The following is a 23,456-nucleotide window of genomic DNA, read 5'->3' on the forward strand; positions in this document are numbered from 1 at the left end:
AAGACCCTTTATCTGTTTCCATGGCCAACAAGTTCGAACCGCTAATCACCGTTGATGAGGTGCAAGAGATTCTTGCCGAACCCAAGGAAACCGCGAAGCCCATCGTCTGGGTCCCGAAGCCGGCGGCGGGCAGTGCGCAGTGGATGGAGTTCAGCAGCCCTTGCAAGATCAAGGGCGACGTGCGCGAAGACGTGATCTTTCGCGTCATGTACCGGGGCGCCCGCACCGCAGTGCACGGCCAGGCCACCATCTTTCTGACGGAAGCGTTCTGTGCCAGCCTGTTCGTCGGGCCGCACCGGGTGTACGGGGTGGACACCGACGACTCGTTTCACACCAGCCTGGTGGGCGCGGACCGGCCGCAGTACCGCAAGCCGCTGGCCGACCGCAGCCATGAGCACATCTGGGTCGAGGAAGGCGAAGGCTATGCCGAGCCCGTCGTGCCCGCGCTGGACACCATCGCGGCGCTGATGCAGTATTTCCTGCCGCGAGCGAATCTGACGCTGGCCGGCGGCTTTGCGCATCCCCTCAAAGGCCGCCAAATCGAACTGATCCTATGAGTAATTTTCTGGAAGCCTCCGGCTGGACCGTCCTGCCGGCGGGCGAACACGCCATCCGCGCCGTGTCTCCCATGACGCTGGGCCTTGACGGCCAGCACGCGGCCTTTTTCATCGCGCATCCGGACGAGTCGTCGTTCTACCTGACCGACGCCTGTGAGACCGCGATGCACGCGTCGAGCTTCGGCATCGAGGTAGCGGCCAAGCGCATCGACATCCTGAACGAGACGCCGGGCGTCACCCTCGCCCACTTCGACCGGTCGGGCGCGATCGTGGCGTCGGGCCCGAATGAGCAGTTGCAGGAAGCGCTATGGGACGCGGTAAAGCTGGCGATGGCCCTGTCGTTTCAGTGCGCGAAGTGGATGCCACGTTTCAGCCAGCTGCGCTTCCGCGCCCAGGTGGGACGCGCGCTGGCCGAAGGCGTGGGCGTGAACCGCATGGTCAAGGGCGCGCGCGCCAAGGGCAGCAGCGGTCACACGGCGGACTTCGCGTACGCGGTGCGTGCGGCGGGCAGCACCGCCCTCACCTACATCGAGCCCATCGCCCTGAAGGCGGGCAAGAAGATGGACTGGACGCAGGTCTATCAGACTCACGGCAAGATGTCGGACGTGAAGATGGCCGATGCGCGCAACTCGCGCATGGTGATTCTGGAAGACGGCGCGTCGGCCGAGGAATTCAAGAAGGCCGTGACGATCCTGGAGCAGTCCGCCACCGTGCAGACGCTGGCCAAGACGCGCGACTGGCGCGAAGTGTTTTCGACGTAGCCGTCAAAAGTCAGGCGGGTCAGGACGGCAGATTGGTCAGGCCGTCCACGATTTCGCGGCCATGCAGAATGGCCGCATGGACGGCCTCGCGCGGGCTGTAGACAAAGCCACCGCCGGCAAATTGCGGTACGGGGTATTCGTCGCCGCCTTCAAGGATGGCGCCTGCCTGCACGACCATCACCGATGCGATGAAGACAGGGCCGCTGGATTGCGCCGGAACTTCGATAGCGCCGCTGCCCCGGGAAACCTTGGCCGTGAGGCGGTATCCCTTGTAGATCAAGTTGTTCTGATGCACTTCGGTAGTCCTCTATCTGCCGTCGAGCATACTCCGTGATTCGATGACAATCCGGATAAGTTTTGTAACCCAAGCAGAAAATGGAAACACTGTTGCGCTGCCGCAAGCGCGTCCCCGTTTCTCAACCGCTGGGAATCAAAATGGCCATTTGGCCGAGAGTCAGCGTAGACGCGGCTTGCGGGGCTGCACCGCCATTTAGCGGTGCAGCATCAACAGCGGTTTCCGGGGATTTACCCTAGGCCCTGTTGCGAAAGTGCATCCTGGGACACTTTCATCCCTGTCATGCGCATGTAATCGTCCAGCCGCCAGCCTTTACCGAGCAGGATCATGCGGGTATGCAGGTCGTCCCGCACGGCCGGACTGACCTCACTTCCCAGATACGTGAGCTGCTTGCTGCGCAGGTCCACGAAGCCCAGCACATAATCGCGCGCCAGCCCCATCCACAGACGATGCGCCCCCACCGACTGACGGGCGCCGCTTAGGATGCACAAACCCGCATCCAGCGCCCAGCGGTACACCGCGGTGGCCAGTCCCATGCCTTGGTAAGGGGCGGCGTACTTGGAATGCGGCGCGCGCACGTAGGGATCGGCGCGCCGCCCCACTTCGATCAGGCGGTTGAAGACGGTATAACCCGCCAGCCGGCCGCGCCGCACGTCCACCACATACACGTAATACTCGCCGTCGGCCTCGCGGTAGCGAAGCACAATGCCAGGGATATCGGTCTTGACCTCCGGCAATCCATGCAGGCGGTCCATTGGACGATTCATGCGGTTGTGGATGGCATCGAGTTCCTTATCCACTTCTTCGGGACTATGGTTAACGTCGATGCGCAATTCCGTCACGATCGACATGACGTGACGGAACGCGTGCAGGGCCAGCGTAGGCAAGGCCACCTCCTGTACAGGGTTGAGAAGCTGTCCGCGAGGGACGGGACGTAAAAAAAGCCGCATCCGCGGCTTGAAAGGTTGTGTGCGGGTGCACCGCCGTATGGGGCGGTATGGATGGGGCGAGGCGCGGAGGAAGCGATCAGGCTGCTGCATGCGCGTCCCTTTGGGCGGCGGGCTGGTCGCCGGCAAGACCGAAGAAGGCCGGAAACTGGCGTTCGCCCTTGGCCGTGATGCGCAGCGCGCGTGAGTCCAGATCCTTGCTGATCCAGCCGCGCGCCAAGAGCGCATCGAGCAGCGCGGCGCCCAGTGCGCCTCCCAGATGCGAGCGCCGCTCGCTCCAATCCAGGCACGCGCAGGCAAAGCGGCGGCGGCGCTGGCGCGCTTGCGCGGCATCAACGCCCACCTGCGCGAGCGACGCCTCGCCCAGCGGCGTCAGCAGATAGTCGCGGCCGTCCGGCGTCAACCAGTGCCGGGCCAGCATCGCATCGTGAATTTGCACCGCCAGCGTGCCGGCCATGTGGTCGTAGCAGGTGCGGCTGTCGCGCAGCGCGGAAGGCGTGGTCGGCTTGAACGGGGCGCGGTCGGCGCCCGCCACTACCAACAGCGCCTCCAGCGCGTGGCCGACGTCGCCGCTCGCCAACCGGTAGTAGCGGTGCTTGCCCTGCACGGCCATCTCGACGAGACCCTGATCGCGCAGACGCTGGAAATGGCTGCTGGCCGTGGACGCGCCGATGTCGGCGGCCGCGGCCAATTCCGTGGCGGTGCGCGCGCGGCCATCCAGCAGCACGCATAGCATGCGCGCCCTCGCGGGATCGGCAATGGCGCCCGCCACGGCGGACAGGTTGATGTCGGCGAACTCGGATTCCATGATTCGGTATGGACCAAAGTGTTGTGTGCAGGACGTAAGCATACTTCGACTCAACGAAAACAACATCCACGCCATCCCATGCCTGCTTCCCCTTCCTTTTTCGGCTGGAAAGTCCTCTACGCCACCTTCATGCTCGCCATTTTCGGCTGGGGCGTCGGCTTTTACGGGCCGCCGGTCTTCCTGCATGCCGTCGTCCAGCGCACCGGCTGGAGCGTCGGGCTGGTGTCGGGCGCGGTCACCCTGCATTTTCTGGCGGGCACGGTGGTGGTGGCCAATCTGCCGCGTCTGTACCGGCGCATCGGCGTCGCTCGTACGACCGCAGGCGGCGCGGCGCTGTTGGCGCTGGGCGTGGCGGGATGGGCGGTGGCGCAGGCGCCGTGGCAGCTTTATGCCGCCGCAGTGGTCAGCGGAATGGGCTGGGTCACGCTGGGTGCGGCAGCCGTCAACGCGCTGATTGCCCCGTGGTTCGTGCGGCGGCGACCCGCCGCGCTGGGCATGGCGTACAACGGCGCCAGCGTCGGCGGCATCGTCTTTTCGCCGCTATGGGTGTTCCTGATTGCGCAGGCCGGCTTCGCGCAGGCAGCCCTGTGGGTTGGCATTGCGATGGTCGCCGTCATTGCCGTGCTGTCGCACAAGGTGTTCAAGGTAACCCCACAGCAAATCGGCCAGGCGCCGGACGGAGATTTGTCGGGCGGCGTGCCGTCGGGCGGCGTCCCGTCGGGCGGCGTCCCGTCGGGCGGCTCATCGTCGGCCGGCTCATCGTCGGGCGGCATCCAATCTAGCGGCACGCCCCCGGCTACCGCCCCATCGCGCGCAGTGCAGGAAAGCGCCGCACCGCCCACGCCAACACTTGCTACCAAGCTGCGCCAAGACCGGGCGTTCGTGACGCTGGCCGCCGGCATGGCATTGGGGCTGTTCGCCCAGATCGGTTTGATCGCGCACCTGCTGTCACTGCTGGCGCCGATCTTGGGTGCGCAGACGGCAGGCCTGGCGATGGGACTGGCAACGGCCAGCGCCATCGCCGGCCGCTCGCTCGTCGGCTGGCTGATGCCGCCAGGGGCCGACCGCCGCAAGATAGCCTGCGCGGCATACGCCGTGCAGATTGGGGGATCGCTGGTGCTGATGCTGGCCGCCGACCATGCCTGGGCGCTGTGGACGGGCGTCGTGCTGTTCGGGTCGGGCATCGGCAACGCCACGTCGCTGCCGCCGCTGATCGCGCAGACGGAATTTTCCCGCGAGCAGGCGGCACGCGTGGTGCCGCTGATCGTCGCGCTGTCGCAAGGCGCGTATGCCTTTGCGCCCGCGGCATTCGGCGCGCTGCGCACGTGGCTGCAGCCTTCGGGATTGACGCTTCCCGGCTTCCTGGCTGCGGCCGCCCTGCTGCAAGCCGCGACCATCGCATGCTTTGCGGCCGGCCGGGGCGCGCACGCCAAGCGCGGCGCGCCCTGATGCCTCAGGCGCCTTTGCCGCGCCGGGCCACCAGGCCGGCCATGACCGCGTCGCCGCGTTCGCTGACCAGGCCTTCGGCGACGCCCTCGCGATCCGCCGCGTTGCGGTTCTGGCTGACCTTCCACTTGCCTTCGATACGGGCAATGGGGATCTCGACGCCGATAATGGCGCGCATCTGCGCGGCAATGAAATCGGCGGGCGCCTCGTCCACGCGCCACGGCTGGACGCGCGCCTTTTCCTGACTGTCGGTCAGCGCCTCAAGCTGGGCGCGCAGCCAGGCCGGATCGTCCTGGATCACCGGCGTGCCCCACACATGCACGGCCACGAAGTTCCAGGTCGGCACGACCTTGTGCGTTTCCGCCTTGGTCGCGTACCAGGACGGCGTGATGTACGCCTGCGCGCCATGAAAAGCCACCAGACACTCGCGACCCGCGGCCAGCTCGGCCAGCTGCGGATTGGCGCGCGCCACGTGCAGGCGCAGGACGCCGTGCTCGCCTTCGGGATACAGCAGACAGGGGATGTGATTCGCCATCAATCCGCCCTCTCCGCTGGTGAAGACGACTCCCAGCGGGTGGGCGCGGATGAACTCGTGCTGGATTTCCAGCGAATCTTCGCGAAAAGCGGACGGCAGGTACATGGCAGCGGCGCGATCAGTAGGGAGGAAAACGACAACATACCGCGCGCGTGGCACCACTGAAAGAGCCACACAACCTGCCTTTCATGGAGCCATGCGCGGCGCAAACCCGAAGCACCGCCCGTGCCCGGCTTGCCCTATTGCCGGGATCGACCGTACGCCGCGTTCATGCGCTCGCGAGCCTGCGTTTCATGCGCGAAAGCGCGGTCGTAGTTTTCCAGGCACCCTGCCGTGGGATTGGGCCACTGGATTGCAGCGATTGCGTCGGTCAGTTCGTCACGTGCCCGCTGCCATTCCTTGACGGCGGCATACCATTCGTTAGCGGTGTCCATAGATACTCTCCCCCTTCTATGTGCACAGGCCAAACGTAGCGCTGGCCAATACCAGCGAGACAGCGTTTTCGCATGGCCAAATGGATGATGTGGCGGCGGCGCAGCGATGCATTGCGCGAGCGAAAAAATTGCCGCGCCGCGCCGCGGTTCAGGCAGATAATTTCCAGCAAGCATCGTGCCGGTTTTGCGCCTGCCTGCCGCGGGCGCCGTTTTTCTGACAAGGGAAAAAGCCATGAAGCCCAACCTCGCACTGCTCGCGGCCTGCTGCGCGCTCATCGGACTGGCCGGCTGCACCAATCTGCCCAAGGCCAAGGACTATTCCACCGCGCTCGGCGAACCGCAAAGCCAGCTTCAGCAGGATCCCAACTGGAGCGGCGGCCGCATCTGGGTCAGGCCAGGTCCGCCGATCGGCAGCCAGTTCGACAAGAAGCTGCTCATGGAAGACGTCACCTACATTCCGGGCGACCGGCCGGACGAGCTGGACTTCCGGGACGACGCCGAGATGCGCCAGCGCGTGCTGGCCTACATGAACGCGGCCCTGCGCCGGGAGTTCACGCAGGCGGGCTATCAACTGATCTCCGCGCCAGCCCCGCGCTCGGTGCGGCTGCGCGCCGCCATCACCGGCACCTTCCGCAACGACCGCGATCCTCGGCCGGGCGAGTATGTGCCCATTGGTTATGTGCTGGGCCAGACTGCCAAGGCTGCAGGCCTGCGCGACCAGTCGGCGCGGCTGCTGATCGAAGCCTCGGCGCGCGACGCCACCACCAACCAATTGCTGATCGCGTCGTTGGGCGCAGTCACAGGCAGCAATTTGCCGGAAAACCGCAAGCCCACCGCCGCCGACGTGCAAAGCGCCATCGACGACTGGGCGCGCCGGGTCCGCGAGCAGTTCGACCGCATCTGGGTCGGCGAAATACCCAAGACCAAATGACGCGCGGCGGACATTTTCCGCCTTCATATCACGATGTGATGAATATTGACGTCAACCCTCACTTACCCAGGGCCGCCGGCTAATGCTACTGTTCCGCCTGTGCAAGGAGTACATGCAATGGATCAGAAAACGAAGCCCTGGGCATTTCCCAAACCCCACCCCGAAAACACGCCACGCGGCGAACGCAACAAACAAGAGTTCGACACGCCGCCCAAGGAAGAAAAACCCGCGGCCAAACCGCGCGCCAAAAAGCAGACGCCTGCGACCGGGCGGGCGCGCCCGTGAGGCTGGCGGCAAAGGTCTGTACGGCAGCGCTGGCGGCGCTGTCCGCGGTGTCCATGGCGGCCGCCGCCGCGCCCGACATCCAGACGGGCGACATGGTGTTCCAGCAGTCCCGGTCAGCGCAAAGCCTGGCCATCCAGCAAGCCACGCACTCGCCCTACAGCCACATGGGCATGATCGTGACGCGCCAAGGCCAGCCCTACGTGCTTGAGGCCGCGGCGCGCGTCAGCTACACCCCCCTCTCTCAATGGACCGCGCAAGGCGAGCGCGGCCATTACGTCGTCAAGCGGCTGCGCGACACTTCCCTGCTGACGCCCGACGCGCGCGATCGGCTGGCGAAGGCGGGCGCCGCCTACGTCGGCAAGCCCTACGATCTGGTATTCGCCTGGTCCGACGATCAGATCTACTGCTCCGAACTGGTGTGGAAAATCTATCAGCGCGTACTGGGCGTGAAGGTCGGCGCGCTGGCGCCGCTGAAAAGCTTCGATCTCGCCTCGCCTGCCGTGCAGGCCAAGATGCGGGAACGCTACGGCAAGAACATTCCGTGGGAAGAACCCATCATCTCCCCGGCCGCCATGTTCGAGTCCGACCAACTGGTCACGGTAGGCACCTTCTGATTGCAGTGCGCGGCGCAACCGCCGTCCAAGGAGCGCAATGACGGTTTCCATCCTGCTGGGCATCGCCATTGCGCTGGAAACGGGCTGGGGTGCGCTGGCATTGTGGATCCGCGCGCCGCTTTCATCTGCATGGAAATTGGTCGCAGTGCTGGCTTGGGTGATGTTGGCATTGGCGGCCATCGCCGGGCTGGTATGGCCGCGTTGGTGGCCGGGCCTGGTTCTGCATGGCGCGGCGCTAGCCGTTCTGCTCGTGTGGTGGCTGCGCATCCGCCCGTCCAACGACCGCCCCTGGCTTGCCGAAGTCGCCCGCCAAACCCACGGCGTCGTCAATGGCAACACCGTCACGCTGCACAACGTGCGCAACTTCGACTGGCGATCGCGCACCGACTTCACGCCCCGCTGGGAAACCCGGCGTTATGCGCTGGACACGCTGCAATCGGTGGACGTGGCCCTGTCGTATTGGGGCCGTCCCGCCATCGCCCACGCGCTGGTGTCGTTCGGGTTTGGCGACGACGATCACGTGGTGTTCTCGGTTGAAATCCGCCGCAAGCAGGGCGACCGGTTTTCCGAGATCGGCGGATTTTTCAAGCAGTACGAACTGAGCGTGATCGCCTCGACCGAAGCGGACAGCCTGCGGGTGCGCACCAACGTGCGCGGCGAAGACAGCTACCTGTATCGCATCCACATGCCCGAGGGCACGGGGCGCGAACTCTTCGTGGCCTACGTCGACGCCGCCAACCGCCTCCGGACAACACCCCGCTTCTATCACACGCTCACGGCAAACTGCACCACCATCGTCTTCCAGATGGCCCGGCGCATCGTGCCCGGATTGCCGATGGATTACCGCCAGCTTCTGTCAGGCTACCTGCCGGAATACCTGTACAAACTGGACGCCCTGCGGGGGGCCGGCAGCGCCGCAGAGTACCGGCGCCGCGGCCGCTACACGGACCGCGCCCGCGCCACCACCGACCCTGCCGAGTTCTCCCGCAACATCCGGCAGGGCGTGCCCGGCATCGCGCCTGAATGATCCGGGTCCACGGCGCCGCCGTCGGAACGCCGGCCTCGGCCACGCGACACGCGTCGGGTTACGGCCAGCGCCACGAGCGGACGCCTCGCTCAACGGACGGGCACTGCGTCCTTGTAGATGACGCCATCCTTCATGATGACCAGGAAGTTCTTGTCCGGATCGCCGATCAGCTTGATGTCCTGGAGCGGGTCGCCATCGACCAGCAGCAGGTCGGCAAGCGCGCCTTCGCGCACGACACCCAGATCGCCGCGGTAGGGATTGCGCTTGCCCGACAGTTTCAGCAGTTCTGCGTTCGTGCCGGTCGCCATGATGAGCGTCTGCGCCGGCGTGTACCACCGCGTCAGGCTTGCCAGGATGCGGCCCTGCTGCTCGGCCAACTGGCTTGAAAACAGGATGTCCGTGCCGAACGCCGTCTTGAGCTTGTGCTTGATAGCCAGCTGGTAGGTCCGGTCCGTCCCGGCAAAGACCTCCTGCGCCTTTTGCCATTGATCCGATCCTCGCGGAAAGGCGTCGGCCAGTTCGTCCGGAAAGGGCTGCGTGCTCAGCCACACGCCCGCGCGCGCCATCAGCTCGGCCGTTTCCTCGTCCATCATGCTGCCGTGCTCGATGCTCTGCACGCCCGCCTTGATGGCGCGCTGGATAGCGGTGGGCGTGTAGGCGTGCACCGCCACATACGTACCCCAGTCGGTCGCGGCATCCACCGCCGCGCGCAACTCCCGTTCGGTGAACGTCACCACATCCAGCGGGCTGTGCGGCGACGACACCCCTCCGCCACCGGTCAGCTTGATCTGCGTCGCGCCCTGCATCAGCTGTTCGCGCGTGCGAAGGCGCACTTCGTCGGGGCTGTCGGCGATCGTGCTATCGCCGGACAGATCGTGCCGCGAGCCCGGCGCGCCCAGGGTTCGCGGCAGGTCCGCCATCGAGCGGAAGTCACCATGCCCGCTGGTGACGCTGATCATCGCGCCGGACGGATAGATGCGCGGACCGGGGATCACGCCCTGGTCCACCGCCAGCTTCAGGCTGAAGGCCGAGCCGCCCAGGTCACGCACGGTGGTGAAGCCGCGCATCAGCGTCTTCTTCGCCTCGACGCCCGCGACGATGTTCAGGTAAGTGGGATCCTGCGTCATCGCCACCGCCAGCGGCACGCCCACGAACATGCTGTGCCAATGCATGTCGATCAGCCCCGGCATCAGTGTGCGGCCGCCGCCATCGATGACGCGCGCGCCGTCTGCCGCAACCTTGTCCCGCGACACTTTTTCGATGACGTTGCCGTGAACCAGAACACTGCTCGCCGGGCTCAGGTCGCCGGACACGCCGTCGAAGATGCGCACGTTTTCAAACAGGATCCGCGAATCCGCCGCGGCCTGCGCGGTCGGCGGCGGCGCCGTGGCAGCCGGCGCCGCAGGCAAGCTATGGGAATGCGCCAGCGAAGCGCCAAGAAGCAGCGATGCCGCCATGAATGCAATGCCAGTCCTGACAAACATGATCGAACCTCCGGATGGGGTCATCCGCCCTCAGGACGGAAACAGGATCGGAATCAGCAGCACGCTGACCACCAGCGAAAACACAGCAAGTGGTGTCCCGATCTTCAGATAGTCGGCAAACCCGAAACCGCCCGCCACGCTGACCAGCGCATTGGAGGGCGTAGACACCGGCGACATGAACGCCGCCGACGACGCAATGGCCACCGTCATCGCAAATGCATAGGGAGACGCGTGCAGGCTTTCGGCGATGCTGATGGCGACCGGGCCCATCAGCACGGCGGTCGCGGTGCCGGAGACCACCACGCCCAGCGTCACCGTCGCCACGAACACCAGCGCCAACTGCCCGTAGATGCCCCAATCGCCCGAATAGTGCAGCAGGAACTGCGCGGCCAGATCCACGCCGCCGCTGCGCTTGAGCGCCAGCGCAAACGGCAGCATGCCCACGATCAGGATCAGCGCCCGCCAGTTGATCGACCGGTACGCCACGTCCAGCGTCACGCAGCCGAACAGGCCCATCATCAGCGCGCCAATCAGCCCCGCCATCACGTTGGGCACCCAGTCGGTCAGCATCAGGAACACCACCGTCGCCAGCGAGAGCAGCGCATGGATGGCGCGGTTGGGCACCGGCACCAGCGAATCGGCTTCGACCGGCATCGCCAGGCTGACCAGATCGTGCTCTTCGGCCTGCAGGGAAAAAATGCCCGCCCACGGCCCGACCACCAGCAACGTGTCGCCCACGCGCATCTTCACGTCGGGCAGGTCGCGCTTGGCCTCTTTGCCGCGCCACAGGCCCACGACGAAAAGACCATGCCGCCCCAGCACCACGGAATCGCGCGCATTCGCGCCGTCCAGCCGCGATTCCGACGGGATGATGACCTCCACCATCCCCACATCACGGGCCTGATCCGTGAAGTACACGCCGGACATCTCCAGCCGCCGCAGGTGATGCCGGCTGCAAAAGCCGTCGATATCGAACCCCTCTGCGTCCCTGTCCAGGAGCAGGATGTCGCCCGCCTCCAGGACGTCGTCCGCCGTCGCGCGCATGACGGCCCGCGCGAACCGCGTGTTGCGCTCGATGGCGATGACGAATGCTGCCTTGCCGAGTTCGCCCGCCCACAGTCCGAGCTGGCGTCCCACCAGGTCCGAGTCGGTCTGCACCAGCAGGCGGCATGCCCGGTTCTGCAGGGAATATTTGGTCGCCCAGTCGCCCAGGCTGGGCCGGTTCAGCGCGCGCGGCCCCTGGCCCGCGTCGATGAGTTTGCGCGCGAACAGCATGTAGGCAACGCCGCCCGCCAGGACGACGATCCCGATCGGCGTGAAGTCGAAAAAACCGAAACCCTCGTAGCCCGCATAACCGAGCGCGCTATTGAGCACCAGATTCGGCGTGGTCGCCACCAGCGTCAGCATGCCGCTGATCGCCGCCGCCGCGCCCATCGGCATCAGGATCCGCCGGGCCGCCATGCCGGATTTGCGCGCGATCCGCAGCACGATGGGGATGAAGATGGCCACGACGGCCGTGGAGCTCATCACGGCGCCCATCGCGCCGACCGCCCCCATGACCAGCAACACCAGCCAGCCCTCGCTCTTGCCGCCGTGCCGCAGCAGCAGGTCGCCGACGGACTGCGCCACCCCGGTCCGCACCAGCCCCTCGCCGACCACGAAGAGGCACGCGATCAGGATGATGGCGGGATTCGAGAACCCGTCCAGCGCCTCGCGGTAGGTTACGGTGCCACTCAGCGGCAGCAGCAGCATGACCAGCAGCGCGACGGCATCCGACCGCGGCCGCCCGATGACGAACAGCACGACGGCCGCACAAAGGATGGTGAGGACAATCGCCAGTTCGCTGCTCATTGCCGTGCTGCCCCCTGCCCCTTTCGGCTAGAACGCCGTATTGCCCGTGCTGATCGCCCACACGCCGATGCCGCAGGACACCAGCACGAGCAGCAGGATCGGCCACTCGTACGGCGCGAAGATGTTGCCGCGCTGTTCGCGGCGCGATATCAGGAAAAGAATGGTGCCCGGCGCGTAGATGACGCAAGACAGGACGAAATACCGGAAACCGCCCGCATACACCAGCCCGGCCGCATAGACCGTGGCCGCCACCGCCAGCCCCAGCTCGATCTTGCGCCGCCGGCTCCAGCCGTCATAGGTTTCGCCGCGTACCGCCAGCATCAGCCCGAATGCCGCCACGAAGAAGTACGGAATCAGGCTCATCGAACTGGCCATGTTCTTCAGCAGCACAAAGGTGTCCTCGGTGAAGAGCGTGACGATCAGAAAGAGCTGCACGATGCCGTTGCTGAGCCACAGTGCCGCCGCCGGCACGCCGTGGCGGTTTTCCCGCCCCAGAAACGACGGCATGATGCCCGCGCCCGCCGCGGCGCGCAGCACTTCGGCGGCCAGCAGGATCCACGCCAGGTAGGCGCCCGCCACCGACACCATCAGCCCCACGCTGACCAGCATGCTGCCCCACGGTCCGACCGCGGCCCGCAGCACGCCCGCCATGGACGGGTTGCGCAGCGAGGCCAGTTCCGCGCGCGGCAGCACGCCATACGACAGCATCGTCACCAGCACCAACAGCGCCAGCACCAGCAGGAACCCGACGATTGTCGCCACCGCCACGTCCTCACGGCGCTTGGCGTAGCGGGAGTAGACGCTGGCGCCCTCGACGCCCAGGAACACGAACACCGTGACCAGCATCGTGTTGCGCACCTGTTCGAAAAGACTGCCCTTGCCCCCGCCGCTAAGCCCTTCGGCAATGTTGGCGCGCAGCACGTCCAGGTCCACGGCAAACGCGGCGAAGACAATGAAGATGGCGATGGGCACGACTTTGGCGATGGTCACGACCGTGTTCATGCCCGCCGCCTGCCGGATGCCGCGCAGGATCAGGAAATGGGTGGACCACAGCAGGACCGACGACACCAGCACGGCGGCCACGGTATCGCCGTCGCCGAAGAACGGCAGGACGGCGCCCAGCGTTCCCTTGAAGATGACGAAATAACTGACGTTGCCCAGGCAGGCGGCCGTCCAGTAGCCCAGCGCCGCCAGAAAGCCCAGATACAGCCCGAATCCGGCCTTGGCATACGCGAAGATGCCGGCGTCCAGATCGGGGCGCCGGCGCGACAGGAACTGGAACACCATCGCCAGCGTCAACATGCCCGTGCCAGCAATGGCCCAGGCCACCAGGCCGCCCACCGGCCCGGTATTGCGTGCAAAGACGCTGGGCAGCGAAAAGATTCCCGCGCCCACCATCGATCCCACCACCATGGCGGCCAGCGCCATGCGAGAAAGTTTGGCAGTTTCCCCGCTCACGTTCTTCTCCTGAAAGCGATCCGGTGGTTGCGCGCCCGCGCGGCCGCCCTTTTCAGGGATGGCCGCGCGCGGCAGTGCGCCGCTAGGCGGGATCCCGCGAAATCGGGCACGTCATGCAGTGCCCGCCGCCGCGGCCCCGGCCCAGTTCGGCGCCGACAAAGGTGACGACCTCGATCCCCGCCTTGCGCAAGAGCGTGTTGGTGTAGACATTGCGGTCATACGCCAGCACGACCCCGGGCGAGATGCAGACCAGGTTGGCGCCGCTGTCCCACTGCGTGCGCTCGCGCAGATAGGCGTTGCCGCCGGTCTCGACGACGCGCATCTTCTTGATGCCCAACGCCTCGCCGATCACGTCCACGAGCGACCCCTTGTCCTTGTGCAGCTCCAGCGACCCCGGCGCGCTGCCCGGCCGGTAGGAGAACGCCTGGATGTTGTTGACGATGTCGGGATACATCAGCACGCAATCGCGGTCGGCAAAGGTCAGCACGGTGTCCAGGTGCATGGCCGCCCGCAGCTTGGGCATGGCCGCCACGATCACCCGGTCTGCCGCATTCTTGGCGAACAGGCTGGCCGCCAGCTGGCTGATGGCCTGGCGCGACGTGCGTTCACTCATGCCGATCATCACCGTCCGGTTGCCGATGGGCATGACGTCGCCGCCCTCCAGCGTGGCCAGTCCATGATCGGCGGTGGGGTCGCCCCACCAGACGTTCACCTTGCCGGCAAAGCGCGGATGGAACTTGTAGATGGACGACGTCAGGATCGTCTCTTCGTGCCGCGCGGGCCAATAAAGCGGATTGAGCGTGACGCCGCCATAGATCCAGCAGGTCGTATCACGCGTGTACAGCGTGTTGGGCAGCGGCGGCAGCAGGTACTCCGTGACGCCGGCGGCTTCCTTGATGAGCGTGAGCTGTTCGCCGCCGATCGACTCGGGGAACTCCTCGGTCGACAGCCCGCCGATCAAGGTCTCGGCCAGCTTGCGCGCCGGCAAGCCGTCCAGGTAGCTGCGGATCTCGTCGAGCAGGCCCAGGCCAACCTGGTTCGCCACGACCTGGTTGTCCAGGATCCACTTCTTCGCTTCAGGTATCGCGACCGTTTCGGCCAGCAGGTTGTGCATTTCCACGACGTCCACGCCGCGGTCCCGCATCTTCGTCATGAAGTCGAAATGGTCGCGTTTCGCGTTGTCGACCCACATGACATCGTCAAACAGCAGCGCATCACAATTGGAGGGCGTCAATCTTTCGTGGGCGCGTCCTGGCGCGCAGACCATCACCGTGCGCAATTGCCCGACTTCTGAATGGACTCCAAATTCCTCGGTATCAGCCATGACTAGCTCCCAGACGTTAGATGGCAATCCAGCCGTAGATCAGGCCCACGATGGCGGCCAGGGCTCCGACGCATGCCACGATGAAAACGACCAACTCCCAGCCGGTGAAGAATTTCCGGCCCTGCTCACGCCGGGCCCAGAAGTACAGGACCGACCCGGGTGCATACAACAGCGCCGACAACAGCAGGAACTTCAAGCCGCCGGCGAAGATCATGAAAAGCGTATAGACGGCCGCGATGCTGGCAAGTGTGAGATCGCGCTTCTGATCCTTGCCGCCGACATAGGTTTCGCCGCGCTTGGCGAGCTGCCAGCCGAAACCCGCGACCAGCAGGTACGGAATCAGCGACATCGCGCTGGTCAGGCTGAGCATCAGCGAAAATGCATCGCGTGACCAGTACGTGCTGATGACGAAAAGCTGCACGATGATGTTGGTCACCCACAGCGCGACGACCGGCACGCCGTTCTTGTTCTCGCGGGCGAACGCGCGCGGCATGTCTTCCGTCTTTGCTGCCGCGTGCATCACTTCGGCGCAGATCAGCGACCAGGCCAGATACGCGCCCAGCACCGAGATCAGCAGACCGACGCTGACGAATACGGCGCCCCACGGCCCCACCACCGACTCCAGCACGCCGGCCATGGACGGCTGGCGCAGCGCCGCGATGTCGGTCTGTTGCATGGCGGCATAGGGCAGCAGAGACACCAGCACCATCAGCAGCAGCGCGGTCACAAACCCGATCAGCGTGGCCACCCCCACGTGCGAACGCTTCGACGCGAAGCGGGAATAAACGCTCGCGCCCTCGATGCCCAGGAAGACGAAGACCGTCACCAGCATGGTTCGCCTCACCTGCTCAAACAGGCTGTAGCCGCTCATGTCGCCCCAGAAATTGATGCGGAAGAGGTCAACCTTGAAGGCCACGAACAGCACGATGATGAACACCACGATCGGGATGATCTTGGCCACGGTCACCACGGCATTGATGAACGCCGCCTGCTGCACCCCGCGCAGGATCATGAAGTGGAACATCCAGATGCCCACGGACGCCACAGCGATTGCGATGACCGTGTTGCCGTCGCCAAAGACGGGAAAGAAGGCGCCGAGCGTCGATTTGATCAGCACCCAATACGACACGTTGCCGATGCAGCTGCCGATCCAGTATCCAAACGCGGACAGAAAGCCCAGGTAATTGCCAAACCCGGCCTTGGCATACGCAAAGACGCCCGCGTCCAGGTCGGGCTTGCGCTCGGCCAGCGCCTGGAACACACGGGCCAGCGTGTACATGCCCGCGCCCGCGATGATCCAGGCGATCACCGCCCCAACCACGCCCGTTGCCCCGCCAAAGGTCCGGGGCAGCGAAAAGATCCCGGCGCCGATCATCGACCCCACCACCATGCCCGTCAGGGCAAGCAATCCAAGCTTCTTGGGAGTACTGCTTTCCATCATGCACCTCCAGTATTGAGCAAAGACGTGAGCAGGTCGGCCACCGTCCCGGATGCTGCCCGGGAAGGTCGGCTCAGCCGCGGGTAACGCGCAAACTGCGGCTGGCGCCGTATACCGTGGTCATCGTGATAAGAAGCGGCACGCCGATGAACGTGCCCGGTATGCCCCACACCAACCCCCAGAAAAACACCGCAAACATCACCATCAGCGGCGACAGCGAAAAAGCGCTGCCGGCCAGCCGGGGTTCCAGATAGCAGCCGTAGACGATCTGGATGCAGTTCAAGACGACCAGCACCAGAATGCTCGTCTGCAACGATCCGTATTGCACGAACGCGAAGAACGCCGGAAACACCGTCGCCACCAGCGGTCCGAGAAACGGGATGTAGTTCAGCAGGAACGCCAGCCCGCCCCAGGCGGTCGCCAGCTCCAGCCCGGCGTAGATCGCAAACAGCCAGACGGTCACACCCGTCAGCACGCTGGCGATGGTGCGAATCACCATGTACCAGCGCAGCTTGCTCGCCACCTCGCGTGCGACCGCCATCCAGCGCTGCGCCCTTGCCTCGCCCAGCAGGCGGGTCAGCCGCTCCGGCGCCTCGTCCAGTTCGAACAGCCCCAGCGCAATGAACACGAAGGCGATGAAGATCATGCCCAGCATGCTGTTGATCCGCAGCGCCACTTCCTGGATCGCCCGCACCAGCCATGACACGTTGAAGCTGTCCTGGAACATCTGGATCGCCATCGCGCCGTGCGGGTGCAGCGTTTCGGTCTCTAGCGTGAACAGGCGCTGGAAGCGCGCAGCGTTGGCCATGACCCACTGCGCGACCAGGCTGAAGCCCCATGCCGCCAGCGACAGGAACACCACCGACACGACCAGCGTCACCACCAACGCCAGGATCGCCGCGAGCGGCGCGGGCATCTTGCGGCCCAGGTACTGGCGCAGCGGCGCGACCAGGCAGATCACGAACAGCGCGAACGTCAACGGCACGAACACCGGGCTGGCCAGGTACAACAGCCCCAGCAGCAGGATGGCGAAAATGCCGGACAGTGCGAAAGACATCATCTTGGTATCACCCCATCAACGCGCTTGACCAGATAGGCATAGAAAGGATTGGAGGTCAGCCGGGTCAGCGTATCCATGCCGATCACGAAAGCCCCGACCTCGCCGCGCATGGACATGGCGCCCAGGCTGATGCCGAATTCCTCGATGTTGTCCGGGTGCGTGCCGTACAGCGCGTCGTCCGTCGGGAACGGCAGCGCCACGTGCGACAGCGAATAGACCTCGCGCGGGTAGTCCATGCCGATGGCGCGTTCCACGACCGCGGTCGCGTTCGGCTCGATGACGCGCTCGATCATGGCGCTGGACGTGGGGCTGGCGTTGGTGACGAGCGTCAGCCGGTAATTGCGCTTTTCCCCTGGCAGCGTGCCCGCCAGCTGCCAGGCCACGCCACGGCGGAACAGCGGCCCGAGCTTGGTGGCGCGGTTCAGGTCGAACAGCACCAGGTCGCTGCCGTTGGCGGGCAGACGCGCATACAGGGCGTTGATCAGCGCGCGCGTGCTGACGGTGAAGTCCAGCACCGAATGGAACGTGATGATGGGCGGCAGACGCTCCAGGCCGCCGGATCGCTGCTGCGCAACCAGCCTGTCCTGCAGCGTCTGCGTCAGTTCGAACGACTGGCGCGCCGCGTGGACCGGGAAAGAGTTGTACTTGAACGGGTTGAACTCCGGCACGATGCTCAGCCACGCGGCCTTGGCGAACGCGGGCAGGATGGCGGGCAGCCCGGCCACGCCCGCAAAGCGCGCGAACGACGTGATGCCGACCATCGGCGACAGCAGCACCAGCCGGTCGGGCTTGTCGAGCTTGGGATTGTCCAGCGCGTCCAGCGTGTGCATCAGCGCCAGCGCCCCGCCGTTGGAAAAGCCCACCATGTGCAGCGGCTTGGGTGCGGGCACCCGGCGCCGCGCTTCGCGCACCGCCAGACGCGTCGCGGCCGCCCAATCCCCCCAGTGCGCGTCCGTCAGCCCGCCCGGCACCGTGCCGTGGCCCGGCATCCGGATGGCGATCGCCACGTAGCCGACGGACTGATAATGCGCGGCGACATGGCGCAGGCTGTACGGCGAATCCGTCAGGCCATGCAGCAGCACCGCCACGCCCTGCGGCTCTCCCGCCGGCGTCAGGACGAATGACCGGTTCCAGTCGTGCGCGAAGTGTTCGGGGTAGACCTTGGCGTCCGCGAAATAGCGGTTGCTGTCCACCTTGTCCTCCGGCAGCAGCTTGTCGCCTACGTTCTGCCGGACCAGCGCGAAAAGCGCGTCCTCGTGCGCGAGGTAATCGTCCCAGGTGCTGCGGTCCAGGCGTTCGGCGTCCAGTTCCTGGGGAACATACGTGTGCCAGGCGGCCAGCGGCGGGCCCTGCTGGATGTCGTACAGGCGAACGCCCATCAGCGTGACGACGACCAGCACGGCAAGGCCGGCAAGGATGAACACGGCTTTGCGCAGCCTGCGCCACCCCGGGCGCGGGCCGGCGCTGACGGGCTTGCCGGCGTTCACTGGGGCGCTCCCACGCCGGGCGGCGGAACGGGGGTAGACATGGCGGGTGAATCGCCTGCCGCAGGACCGCCTGCCGCCCCCCCCGCGCCCGGCGGCGATCCCGCCATCACCACCTGCGGCTGCTCATCCCCGCCCCCCAGCGCGACATACAGCGACACGCCGTTCTGAAGCTGGGACGCGCGCAGCGTCAGCATCTGCTGCTCTGCATTGAACAATCCGCGCCGGGCGTCCACGACTTCCAGGTAGATCGAGATGCCGTTCATGTAGCGCAGCTCGGCAGTCTCGGCCAGGCGGCGCTGCGCCTGGATCGCCGTTTCCTGCGCGGTCACCTGCTCCTGGAAGCGCTTGCGGTTCTCCAACGCGGTGGCCACTTCGCTGAACGCCGTCTGCACCGTCTTGCGGTAGTTGGCGATCAGTTCGTCGCGCTGCGCCGTGGCAAGATCCACCGCCGCGCGCCGCTGCCCGTAATCGAAGATCGGCCATCCGATTCCCGCGCCGATGTTCCAGATCTGGCTGGGCGACGAAAAGAGGTCCGACAGCTCGGTGGAGGCATAGCCGAACGAACCGGTCAGCGCAATGCGCGGAAACAGGGCTGCACGCGCGGCGCCGATATTGGCGTTGGCGCTGCGCAAGCGGTTCTCGGCTTGGCGGATGTCGGGTCTTACGACAAGCAGCGACGACGGCAGGCCGGGACTGAGCGCATCGAACTGGCCCGCGGCCTCAATCGGCGGCCCAACGGTCATCTCCCGCTGCAGGTCTTCGCCCACCAGCACCCACAGACGGTTCCAGTGCGCCGCCGTGGCGCGCTGCCACTCAGCGAGCTGGGTCTGCGCCTGCGTCAGCAGGATGGCCGACTGCTCGAAGTCGACCAGCGAGGTCACGCCGGCGTCCAGCCGGTCCTTGGCGACGCGCAGTGCATAGCTGCGGGTTTCGACCGTGCGCTGCGCCAGCGCGATGCCTTCCTCGCCCGCCCGGGCGTCGTAATAGGTCGAGGCCACGTTCGCAATCAGCGACAGACGGAATGCCCTCCGCCCTTCCACGGTCGCCAGGTATTGCTGCAACGCGGAGGCGGTCAGGTTGCGGATCCGCCCCCAGAAATCCAGCTCGAAGGACGAGACCATTACCTGGGCGCTGAACTGGTTGAACTGCACGGTCTGCCGCGACCCCGCCAGCGCCGGATCCAGTACGGTCAGCGGCTGCTGGTTGCGCGACGCGGCCGCGCCGGCATCCAGTTGCGGCAGCTGGTTGGCGCGTTCGATGCGGTAGAAGGCGCGCGCCTGCTCGATCCGGGCCGTGGCTGCGGCCAGATCCTGGTTCAGTTCCAGCGACCGGGCGATCAGGCGCTTGAGTTGCGGATCGCCGAAGAACTGCTCCCACGTGACGTCCTGCGCCGCCACCGCATCCGGCGGGACCTCGCCGGGAAATACCGCAGGCGTCGCGACTTCCGGCTGGCGGTGCTCCGGCGCGAAATTGCAGGCGGTCAGCCCCCAGCCCATCAGCGCCAAGATGGCAATGCGCGTCGGCCTCATGGGTTCTCTCCCCGCTCTTCGGCCTTGGCCGGAACGCTGGCAGCAGGCGAGGACCCGGGCTTGGCCGCATTCTTGCGCGGCCCCGACCAGCGCCGCGCAACCATGTAGAACAGCGGCGTGAAGAAAACGCCGAACAGCGTGGCGGTCAGCATGCTGCCCATCACGCTGGTGCCCACCGCCTGACGGCTGGCCGCGCCGGCGCCGGTGGCCAGCACCAGCGGCAGCATGCCCAGCACGAAGGTGATGCTGGTCATGATGATGGGACGCAGACGCTGCCGGGCGGCATCGACCACGGCCTCCTTGCGGTCGCGCCCTTCCAGTTCCTCTTTCAAGGCGAACTCCACGATCAGGATGCCGTTCTTGGCGGCCAGGCCAATGATCGTGACCAGCCCGATATTGAAATAGATGTCCGCCGACATGCCCCGCCCCAGCGTGAACGCCGCCGCGCCCAGAATGCCGAACGGCAGGATCAGCAGCACGGACACCGGCACGGACCAGCTTTCGTAGAGCGCCGACAGCAGCAGGAACACCACGATCAGCGACAGTCCCAGCAGCAGCGCTACCTGGTTGCCCGCCTGGCGTTCTTCGTACGCCGTACCGGTCCATTCATAGGTGATGCCCTGCGGCAGGACGCGCCCGGCAATGGCTTCCATCTCGGCCAGCGCCACGCCGCTGGAGCGGCCGGCGGCGGCCTCGCCCGAGATGGTGATGGACGGAAAGCCGTTGTAGCGCTCCAGCTGCTGCGGGCCGTCGATCCAGCGCATCCGCGAGAACGCCGAGAACGGCACCATCTCGCCCCGGTTGTTCGGCAACTGCAAGGCGGCAATGTCCTGCGGCTGCATGCGCTGGTCGGCCTCGGCCTGGATGAACACCCGCTGCACCGAACCGTCGAGCAGGAAGTCGTTGACGTAGTTCGACCCGAACGCCAGTGTCAGCGCCTGGTTGACCTGCGCGACCTGCAGCCCCAATGCGCGCGCGTGCACCCGATCGATCTCGACATACAGGCGCGGTCCCGGCGGCATGCCGTCCAGCCGCACGCCGGTCAGCACGGGGCTGGCCGCAGCGGCCGCGATCATGGCCGCGCCGGTGGCGGCCAGACCCGCGCCACCCTGCGCGGTGCGGTCCTGCACCTTCATGGAAAAGCCCGACGCGTTGCCCATCGACGGAATGGGCGGCGGATTCAGCGCAAAGATCATCGCCTGCGGAATCGAGCGGAAGGCCAAATTGCTGCGCCCGACCAACGCATCGACCGCCTGGCCGCGCTCCGTGCGCTCGCTCCACGGGTGCAGGTCCACGAACGACAGCGCCGCCGTCTGCCCCTGGCCGAAGAAGTTGAAGCCGACCACCGACGCCACGTTGCGCACGGCTGGCAACTGGCGCAGCTGGCTTTCGGCCTGCTGCACGGCGGCCTCGGTCTGGTCCGCCGTGGTGCCGGGCGCGCCGGTGTACGACACGAAGAAGTAGCCTTGATCTTCCAGCGGCAGATAGCCGCCCGGCAGGCGCGAGAACAGAAACACCGTCAGGCCGCAGACGCCCAGGAATATCAGCATCCAGCGCAGGGGCCGCACCAGCATGTGTTCGACCGCGCGCACATACTGGCGTGTCATCGCGTCAAAGCCGTTATTGAACTTGTCGAAGACCCACTGCTTGCCCTTCGAGATCCGGCCCTTGGGCGGCTTGCCGTCCGGCAGCTTGAGCAGCGTGGCGCACAACGCGGCGCCCAGCGACAGCGCCAGCACGGTCGACACCACGATCGCCACGGACAGCGTGATGGAAAACTGGCGGTAGATGGCGCCGCTGGAACCGGGAAACATCGCCATCGGCACGAACACCGCCACCAGCACCAGCGTGCTGGCGATGATCGGCCCCCACACCTGGCCGACCGCCTTGCGCGTCGCTTCCGGCGCAGAAATCTTCTCGTCATGCATGATCCGCGCGACGTTTTCCGACACCACGATGGCGTCATCGTTCAGCACCCCGATCGCCACCACCATGCCAAAAAGCGACAGCAGGTTGATGGATGCGCCGAACAGGAACAGGCCCGCGCAGGTGCCGATCAGCGCGATCGGCACGATCAGCGTGGGGATCAGCGTGCTGCGCCAGCTTTGCAGGAACAGGAACACCATTGCCGTGACCAGCAACAGCGCCTCGACCATGGTGACCAGCACCGAGCTGATGGACGTGGTGATGAAAGGCGTGGTGTCGAACGGCACCGTCCAGCCGACGCCCGCCGGAAACACGGGCTCCAGCTCGGCCATGCGCTGCCGCACCTGCCGTGCCACGTCCAGCGCGTTGGCGTCGTTGGCCAGCTGAATGGCGATGCCGGCGGCCTCCTTGCCGTTGACGCTGAGCCGGAAGTTGTAGCTTTCGTTGCCCAGCTCCACCCGCGCCACGTCGCCCAGCCGCACCAGCGAGCCGTCGTTGTTGACCCGAAGGATGACCTGCCGGAACTGCTCGGGCGTGGAAAAGCGGCTCTGCGCCACGATCTGTGCATTGAAGTCCGCGCCGCGCGCCAGCGGCAGGTCACCCAGCGACCCGCCGATCGTCTGCGCATTCTGTTCCTGCACCGCGCGCATCGCGTCACTGGCCGACATCTGAAAGCTGGCCAGCTTGCGTTCGTCCAGCCAGATCCGCATCGCGTACGACGAGCCGAACAGCTGCACGTCGCCCACCCCGCGGATGCGGCGCAGCTCGTTGAGGATGTTGTTGGACGCGAAATTGCCCATCTCGACGGCGCTGACGTTGCCGCTTTCCGATTGCAGCGCCAGCAGCATCAGGAAGCCGGACGACGCCTTGGTCACCGCCACGCCAAGCTGGCGGACTTCCTGCGGCAGCCGGGGTTCGACCCGGCTCAGGCGGTCCTGCACCTGGCTGCGGGCCACGTCCAGGTCCGTGCCCGGCTGCAGCGTCACCGTGATCTGCGACGTGCCGTTGGCGCGGCTGACCGACGCCATGTACAGGAAGTTGTCGACCCCGTTCATCTCCTCCTCGATGATGGAGGTGACCGTGCGGTCGATGGTGGTGGTGTCGGCGCCCCGGAAGGTCGCCTGGATGGTGATCGAAGGCGGCGCGATGTTCGGGTACTGCTCCACCGGCAGCAGCACTACCGCGATCAGCCCGAACAGCAACAGGAACAACGCCACCACCCAGGCAAATACCGGCCGCAAGACGAAGAATGAGCCCAT

General features: G+C 66.0%; 21 protein-coding genes. 7 read left to right on the plus strand and 14 right to left on the minus strand.

The annotated features are described in order from the left end of the window. The first annotated feature begins 20 nt into the window (after nucleotides 1-20). Nucleotides 21-557 carry a hypothetical protein gene (locus tag HV681_RS17650; RefSeq protein WP_175124285.1) on the plus strand — a complete coding sequence of 179 codons (537 nt, stop codon included), beginning with the start codon at nucleotides 21-23 and terminating at the stop codon, nucleotides 555-557. Next, nucleotides 554-1,318 carry a DUF1828 domain-containing protein gene (locus HV681_RS17655; RefSeq protein WP_175124286.1) on the plus strand — a complete coding sequence of 255 codons (765 nt, stop codon included), beginning with the start codon at nucleotides 554-556 and terminating at the stop codon, nucleotides 1,316-1,318. Before HV681_RS17650 ends, HV681_RS17655 begins: the two co-directional genes overlap by 4 nt. Nucleotides 1,319-1,337: 19 nt before the next feature. On the opposite strand, the gene HV681_RS17660 is transcribed toward HV681_RS17655, so the two are convergent. The 3 genes from HV681_RS17660 to HV681_RS17670 all read right to left on the minus strand — a co-directional run bounded on the left by HV681_RS17660 (nucleotide 1,338) and on the right by HV681_RS17670 (nucleotide 3,368). Next, nucleotides 1,338-1,613 (minus strand): hypothetical protein, encoded by a 276-nt coding sequence (locus HV681_RS17660; protein WP_175124287.1) that lies wholly within the window; start codon nucleotides 1,611-1,613, stop codon nucleotides 1,338-1,340. Nucleotides 1,614-1,843: 230 nt separating this feature from the next. Then, complete coding sequence (locus HV681_RS17665) at nucleotides 1,844-2,500, minus strand: N-acetyltransferase (protein WP_254595007.1); 657 nt, start codon at nucleotides 2,498-2,500, stop codon at nucleotides 1,844-1,846. 139 nt (nucleotides 2,501-2,639) lie between these two features. Next, nucleotides 2,640-3,368, minus strand: a complete 729-nt coding sequence (locus HV681_RS17670; RefSeq protein ID WP_175124288.1) for an ArsR/SmtB family transcription factor — start codon at nucleotides 3,366-3,368, stop codon at nucleotides 2,640-2,642. A gap of 78 nt (nucleotides 3,369-3,446) precedes the next feature. Between HV681_RS17670 and HV681_RS17675 the strand changes: the two genes are divergently transcribed. Beyond that, nucleotides 3,447-4,817, plus strand: a complete 1,371-nt coding sequence (locus HV681_RS17675; protein ID WP_175124289.1) for an MFS transporter — start codon at nucleotides 3,447-3,449, stop codon at nucleotides 4,815-4,817. A gap of 4 nt (nucleotides 4,818-4,821) precedes the next feature. Here HV681_RS17675 and HV681_RS17680 read toward each other — a convergent pair whose 3' ends face one another. Both HV681_RS17680 and HV681_RS17685 read right to left on the minus strand, forming a co-directional pair. Continuing rightward, nucleotides 4,822-5,454, minus strand: coding sequence for an FMN-binding negative transcriptional regulator (locus tag HV681_RS17680; RefSeq protein WP_175124290.1), 633 nt, complete (start codon nucleotides 5,452-5,454; stop codon nucleotides 4,822-4,824). A 134-nt stretch (nucleotides 5,455-5,588) separates the two neighbouring features. Continuing rightward, the gene (locus HV681_RS17685; protein WP_175124291.1) at nucleotides 5,589-5,783 is read right to left on the minus strand and encodes a hypothetical protein; all 195 of its coding nucleotides are present in this window, start codon (nucleotides 5,781-5,783) and stop codon (nucleotides 5,589-5,591) included. Nucleotides 5,784-6,015: 232 nt separating this feature from the next. On the opposite strand from HV681_RS17685, the gene HV681_RS17690 reads away from it, so the two are divergent. From HV681_RS17690 to HV681_RS17705, 4 genes are all read left to right on the plus strand, one after another. Beyond that, on the plus strand, nucleotides 6,016-6,714 hold the full coding sequence (locus HV681_RS17690; protein WP_175124292.1) for a DUF3313 domain-containing protein: 699 nt from the start codon (nucleotides 6,016-6,018) through the stop codon (nucleotides 6,712-6,714). 117 nt (nucleotides 6,715-6,831) lie between these two features. Then, nucleotides 6,832-6,999, plus strand: a complete 168-nt coding sequence (locus HV681_RS17695; protein WP_174245436.1) for a hypothetical protein — start codon at nucleotides 6,832-6,834, stop codon at nucleotides 6,997-6,999. Continuing rightward, complete coding sequence (locus tag HV681_RS17700) at nucleotides 6,996-7,613, plus strand: YiiX family permuted papain-like enzyme (RefSeq protein ID WP_246282960.1); 618 nt, start codon at nucleotides 6,996-6,998, stop codon at nucleotides 7,611-7,613. Before HV681_RS17695 ends, HV681_RS17700 begins: the two co-directional genes overlap by 4 nt. Nucleotides 7,614-7,650: 37 nt before the next feature. Then, nucleotides 7,651-8,640: a DUF4105 domain-containing protein gene (locus tag HV681_RS17705; protein ID WP_175124293.1), complete on the plus strand. Its 990-nt coding sequence runs from the start codon at nucleotides 7,651-7,653 to the stop codon at nucleotides 8,638-8,640. 89 nt (nucleotides 8,641-8,729) lie between these two features. Here the strand turns inward: HV681_RS17705 and HV681_RS17710 are convergent, their stop codons facing one another. The 9 genes from HV681_RS17710 to HV681_RS17750 all read right to left on the minus strand — a co-directional run bounded on the left by HV681_RS17710 (nucleotide 8,730) and on the right by HV681_RS17750 (nucleotide 23,456). Beyond that, a complete protein-coding gene (locus tag HV681_RS17710) occupies nucleotides 8,730-10,124 on the minus strand; it encodes a metal-dependent hydrolase family protein (protein WP_254595008.1) in 1,395 nt (464 codons plus the stop codon). A 30-nt stretch (nucleotides 10,125-10,154) separates the two neighbouring features. Beyond that, nucleotides 10,155-11,975: an SLC13 family permease gene (locus tag HV681_RS17715; RefSeq protein WP_175124294.1), complete on the minus strand. Its 1,821-nt coding sequence runs from the start codon at nucleotides 11,973-11,975 to the stop codon at nucleotides 10,155-10,157. Nucleotides 11,976-12,002: 27 nt separating this feature from the next. Next, entirely contained in the window at nucleotides 12,003-13,433 is a 1,431-nt protein-coding gene (locus tag HV681_RS17720) for a basic amino acid/polyamine antiporter (RefSeq protein WP_175124295.1), read from the minus strand. 82 nt (nucleotides 13,434-13,515) lie between these two features. Continuing rightward, the gene (arcA, locus tag HV681_RS17725) at nucleotides 13,516-14,757 is read right to left on the minus strand and encodes an arginine deiminase (protein WP_175124296.1); all 1,242 of its coding nucleotides are present in this window, start codon (nucleotides 14,755-14,757) and stop codon (nucleotides 13,516-13,518) included. Between the two features lie 16 nt (nucleotides 14,758-14,773). Next, nucleotides 14,774-16,195 carry a basic amino acid/polyamine antiporter gene (locus HV681_RS17730; protein ID WP_175124297.1) on the minus strand — a complete coding sequence of 474 codons (1,422 nt, stop codon included), beginning with the start codon at nucleotides 16,193-16,195 and terminating at the stop codon, nucleotides 14,774-14,776. A gap of 73 nt (nucleotides 16,196-16,268) precedes the next feature. Then, on the minus strand, nucleotides 16,269-17,255 hold the full coding sequence (locus tag HV681_RS17735) for an AI-2E family transporter (RefSeq protein WP_175124298.1): 987 nt from the start codon (nucleotides 17,253-17,255) through the stop codon (nucleotides 16,269-16,271). Next, entirely contained in the window at nucleotides 17,252-18,742 is a 1,491-nt protein-coding gene (locus tag HV681_RS17740; protein WP_175124299.1) for an alpha/beta hydrolase, read from the minus strand. The genes HV681_RS17735 and HV681_RS17740 overlap by 4 nt, the downstream gene beginning before the upstream one ends. Further along, nucleotides 18,739-20,271, minus strand: a complete 1,533-nt coding sequence (locus HV681_RS17745; protein WP_175124300.1) for an efflux transporter outer membrane subunit — start codon at nucleotides 20,269-20,271, stop codon at nucleotides 18,739-18,741. Before HV681_RS17745 ends, HV681_RS17740 begins: the two co-directional genes overlap by 4 nt. Then, nucleotides 20,268-23,456, minus strand: coding sequence for a multidrug efflux RND transporter permease subunit (locus HV681_RS17750; RefSeq protein WP_254595009.1), 3,189 nt, complete (start codon nucleotides 23,454-23,456; stop codon nucleotides 20,268-20,270). Before HV681_RS17750 ends, HV681_RS17745 begins: the two co-directional genes overlap by 4 nt.

It is taken from the genome of Achromobacter animicus (genome assembly GCF_902859585.1).
Taxonomy (GTDB): Bacteria; Pseudomonadota; Gammaproteobacteria; order Burkholderiales; family Burkholderiaceae_B; genus Achromobacter; species Achromobacter animicus.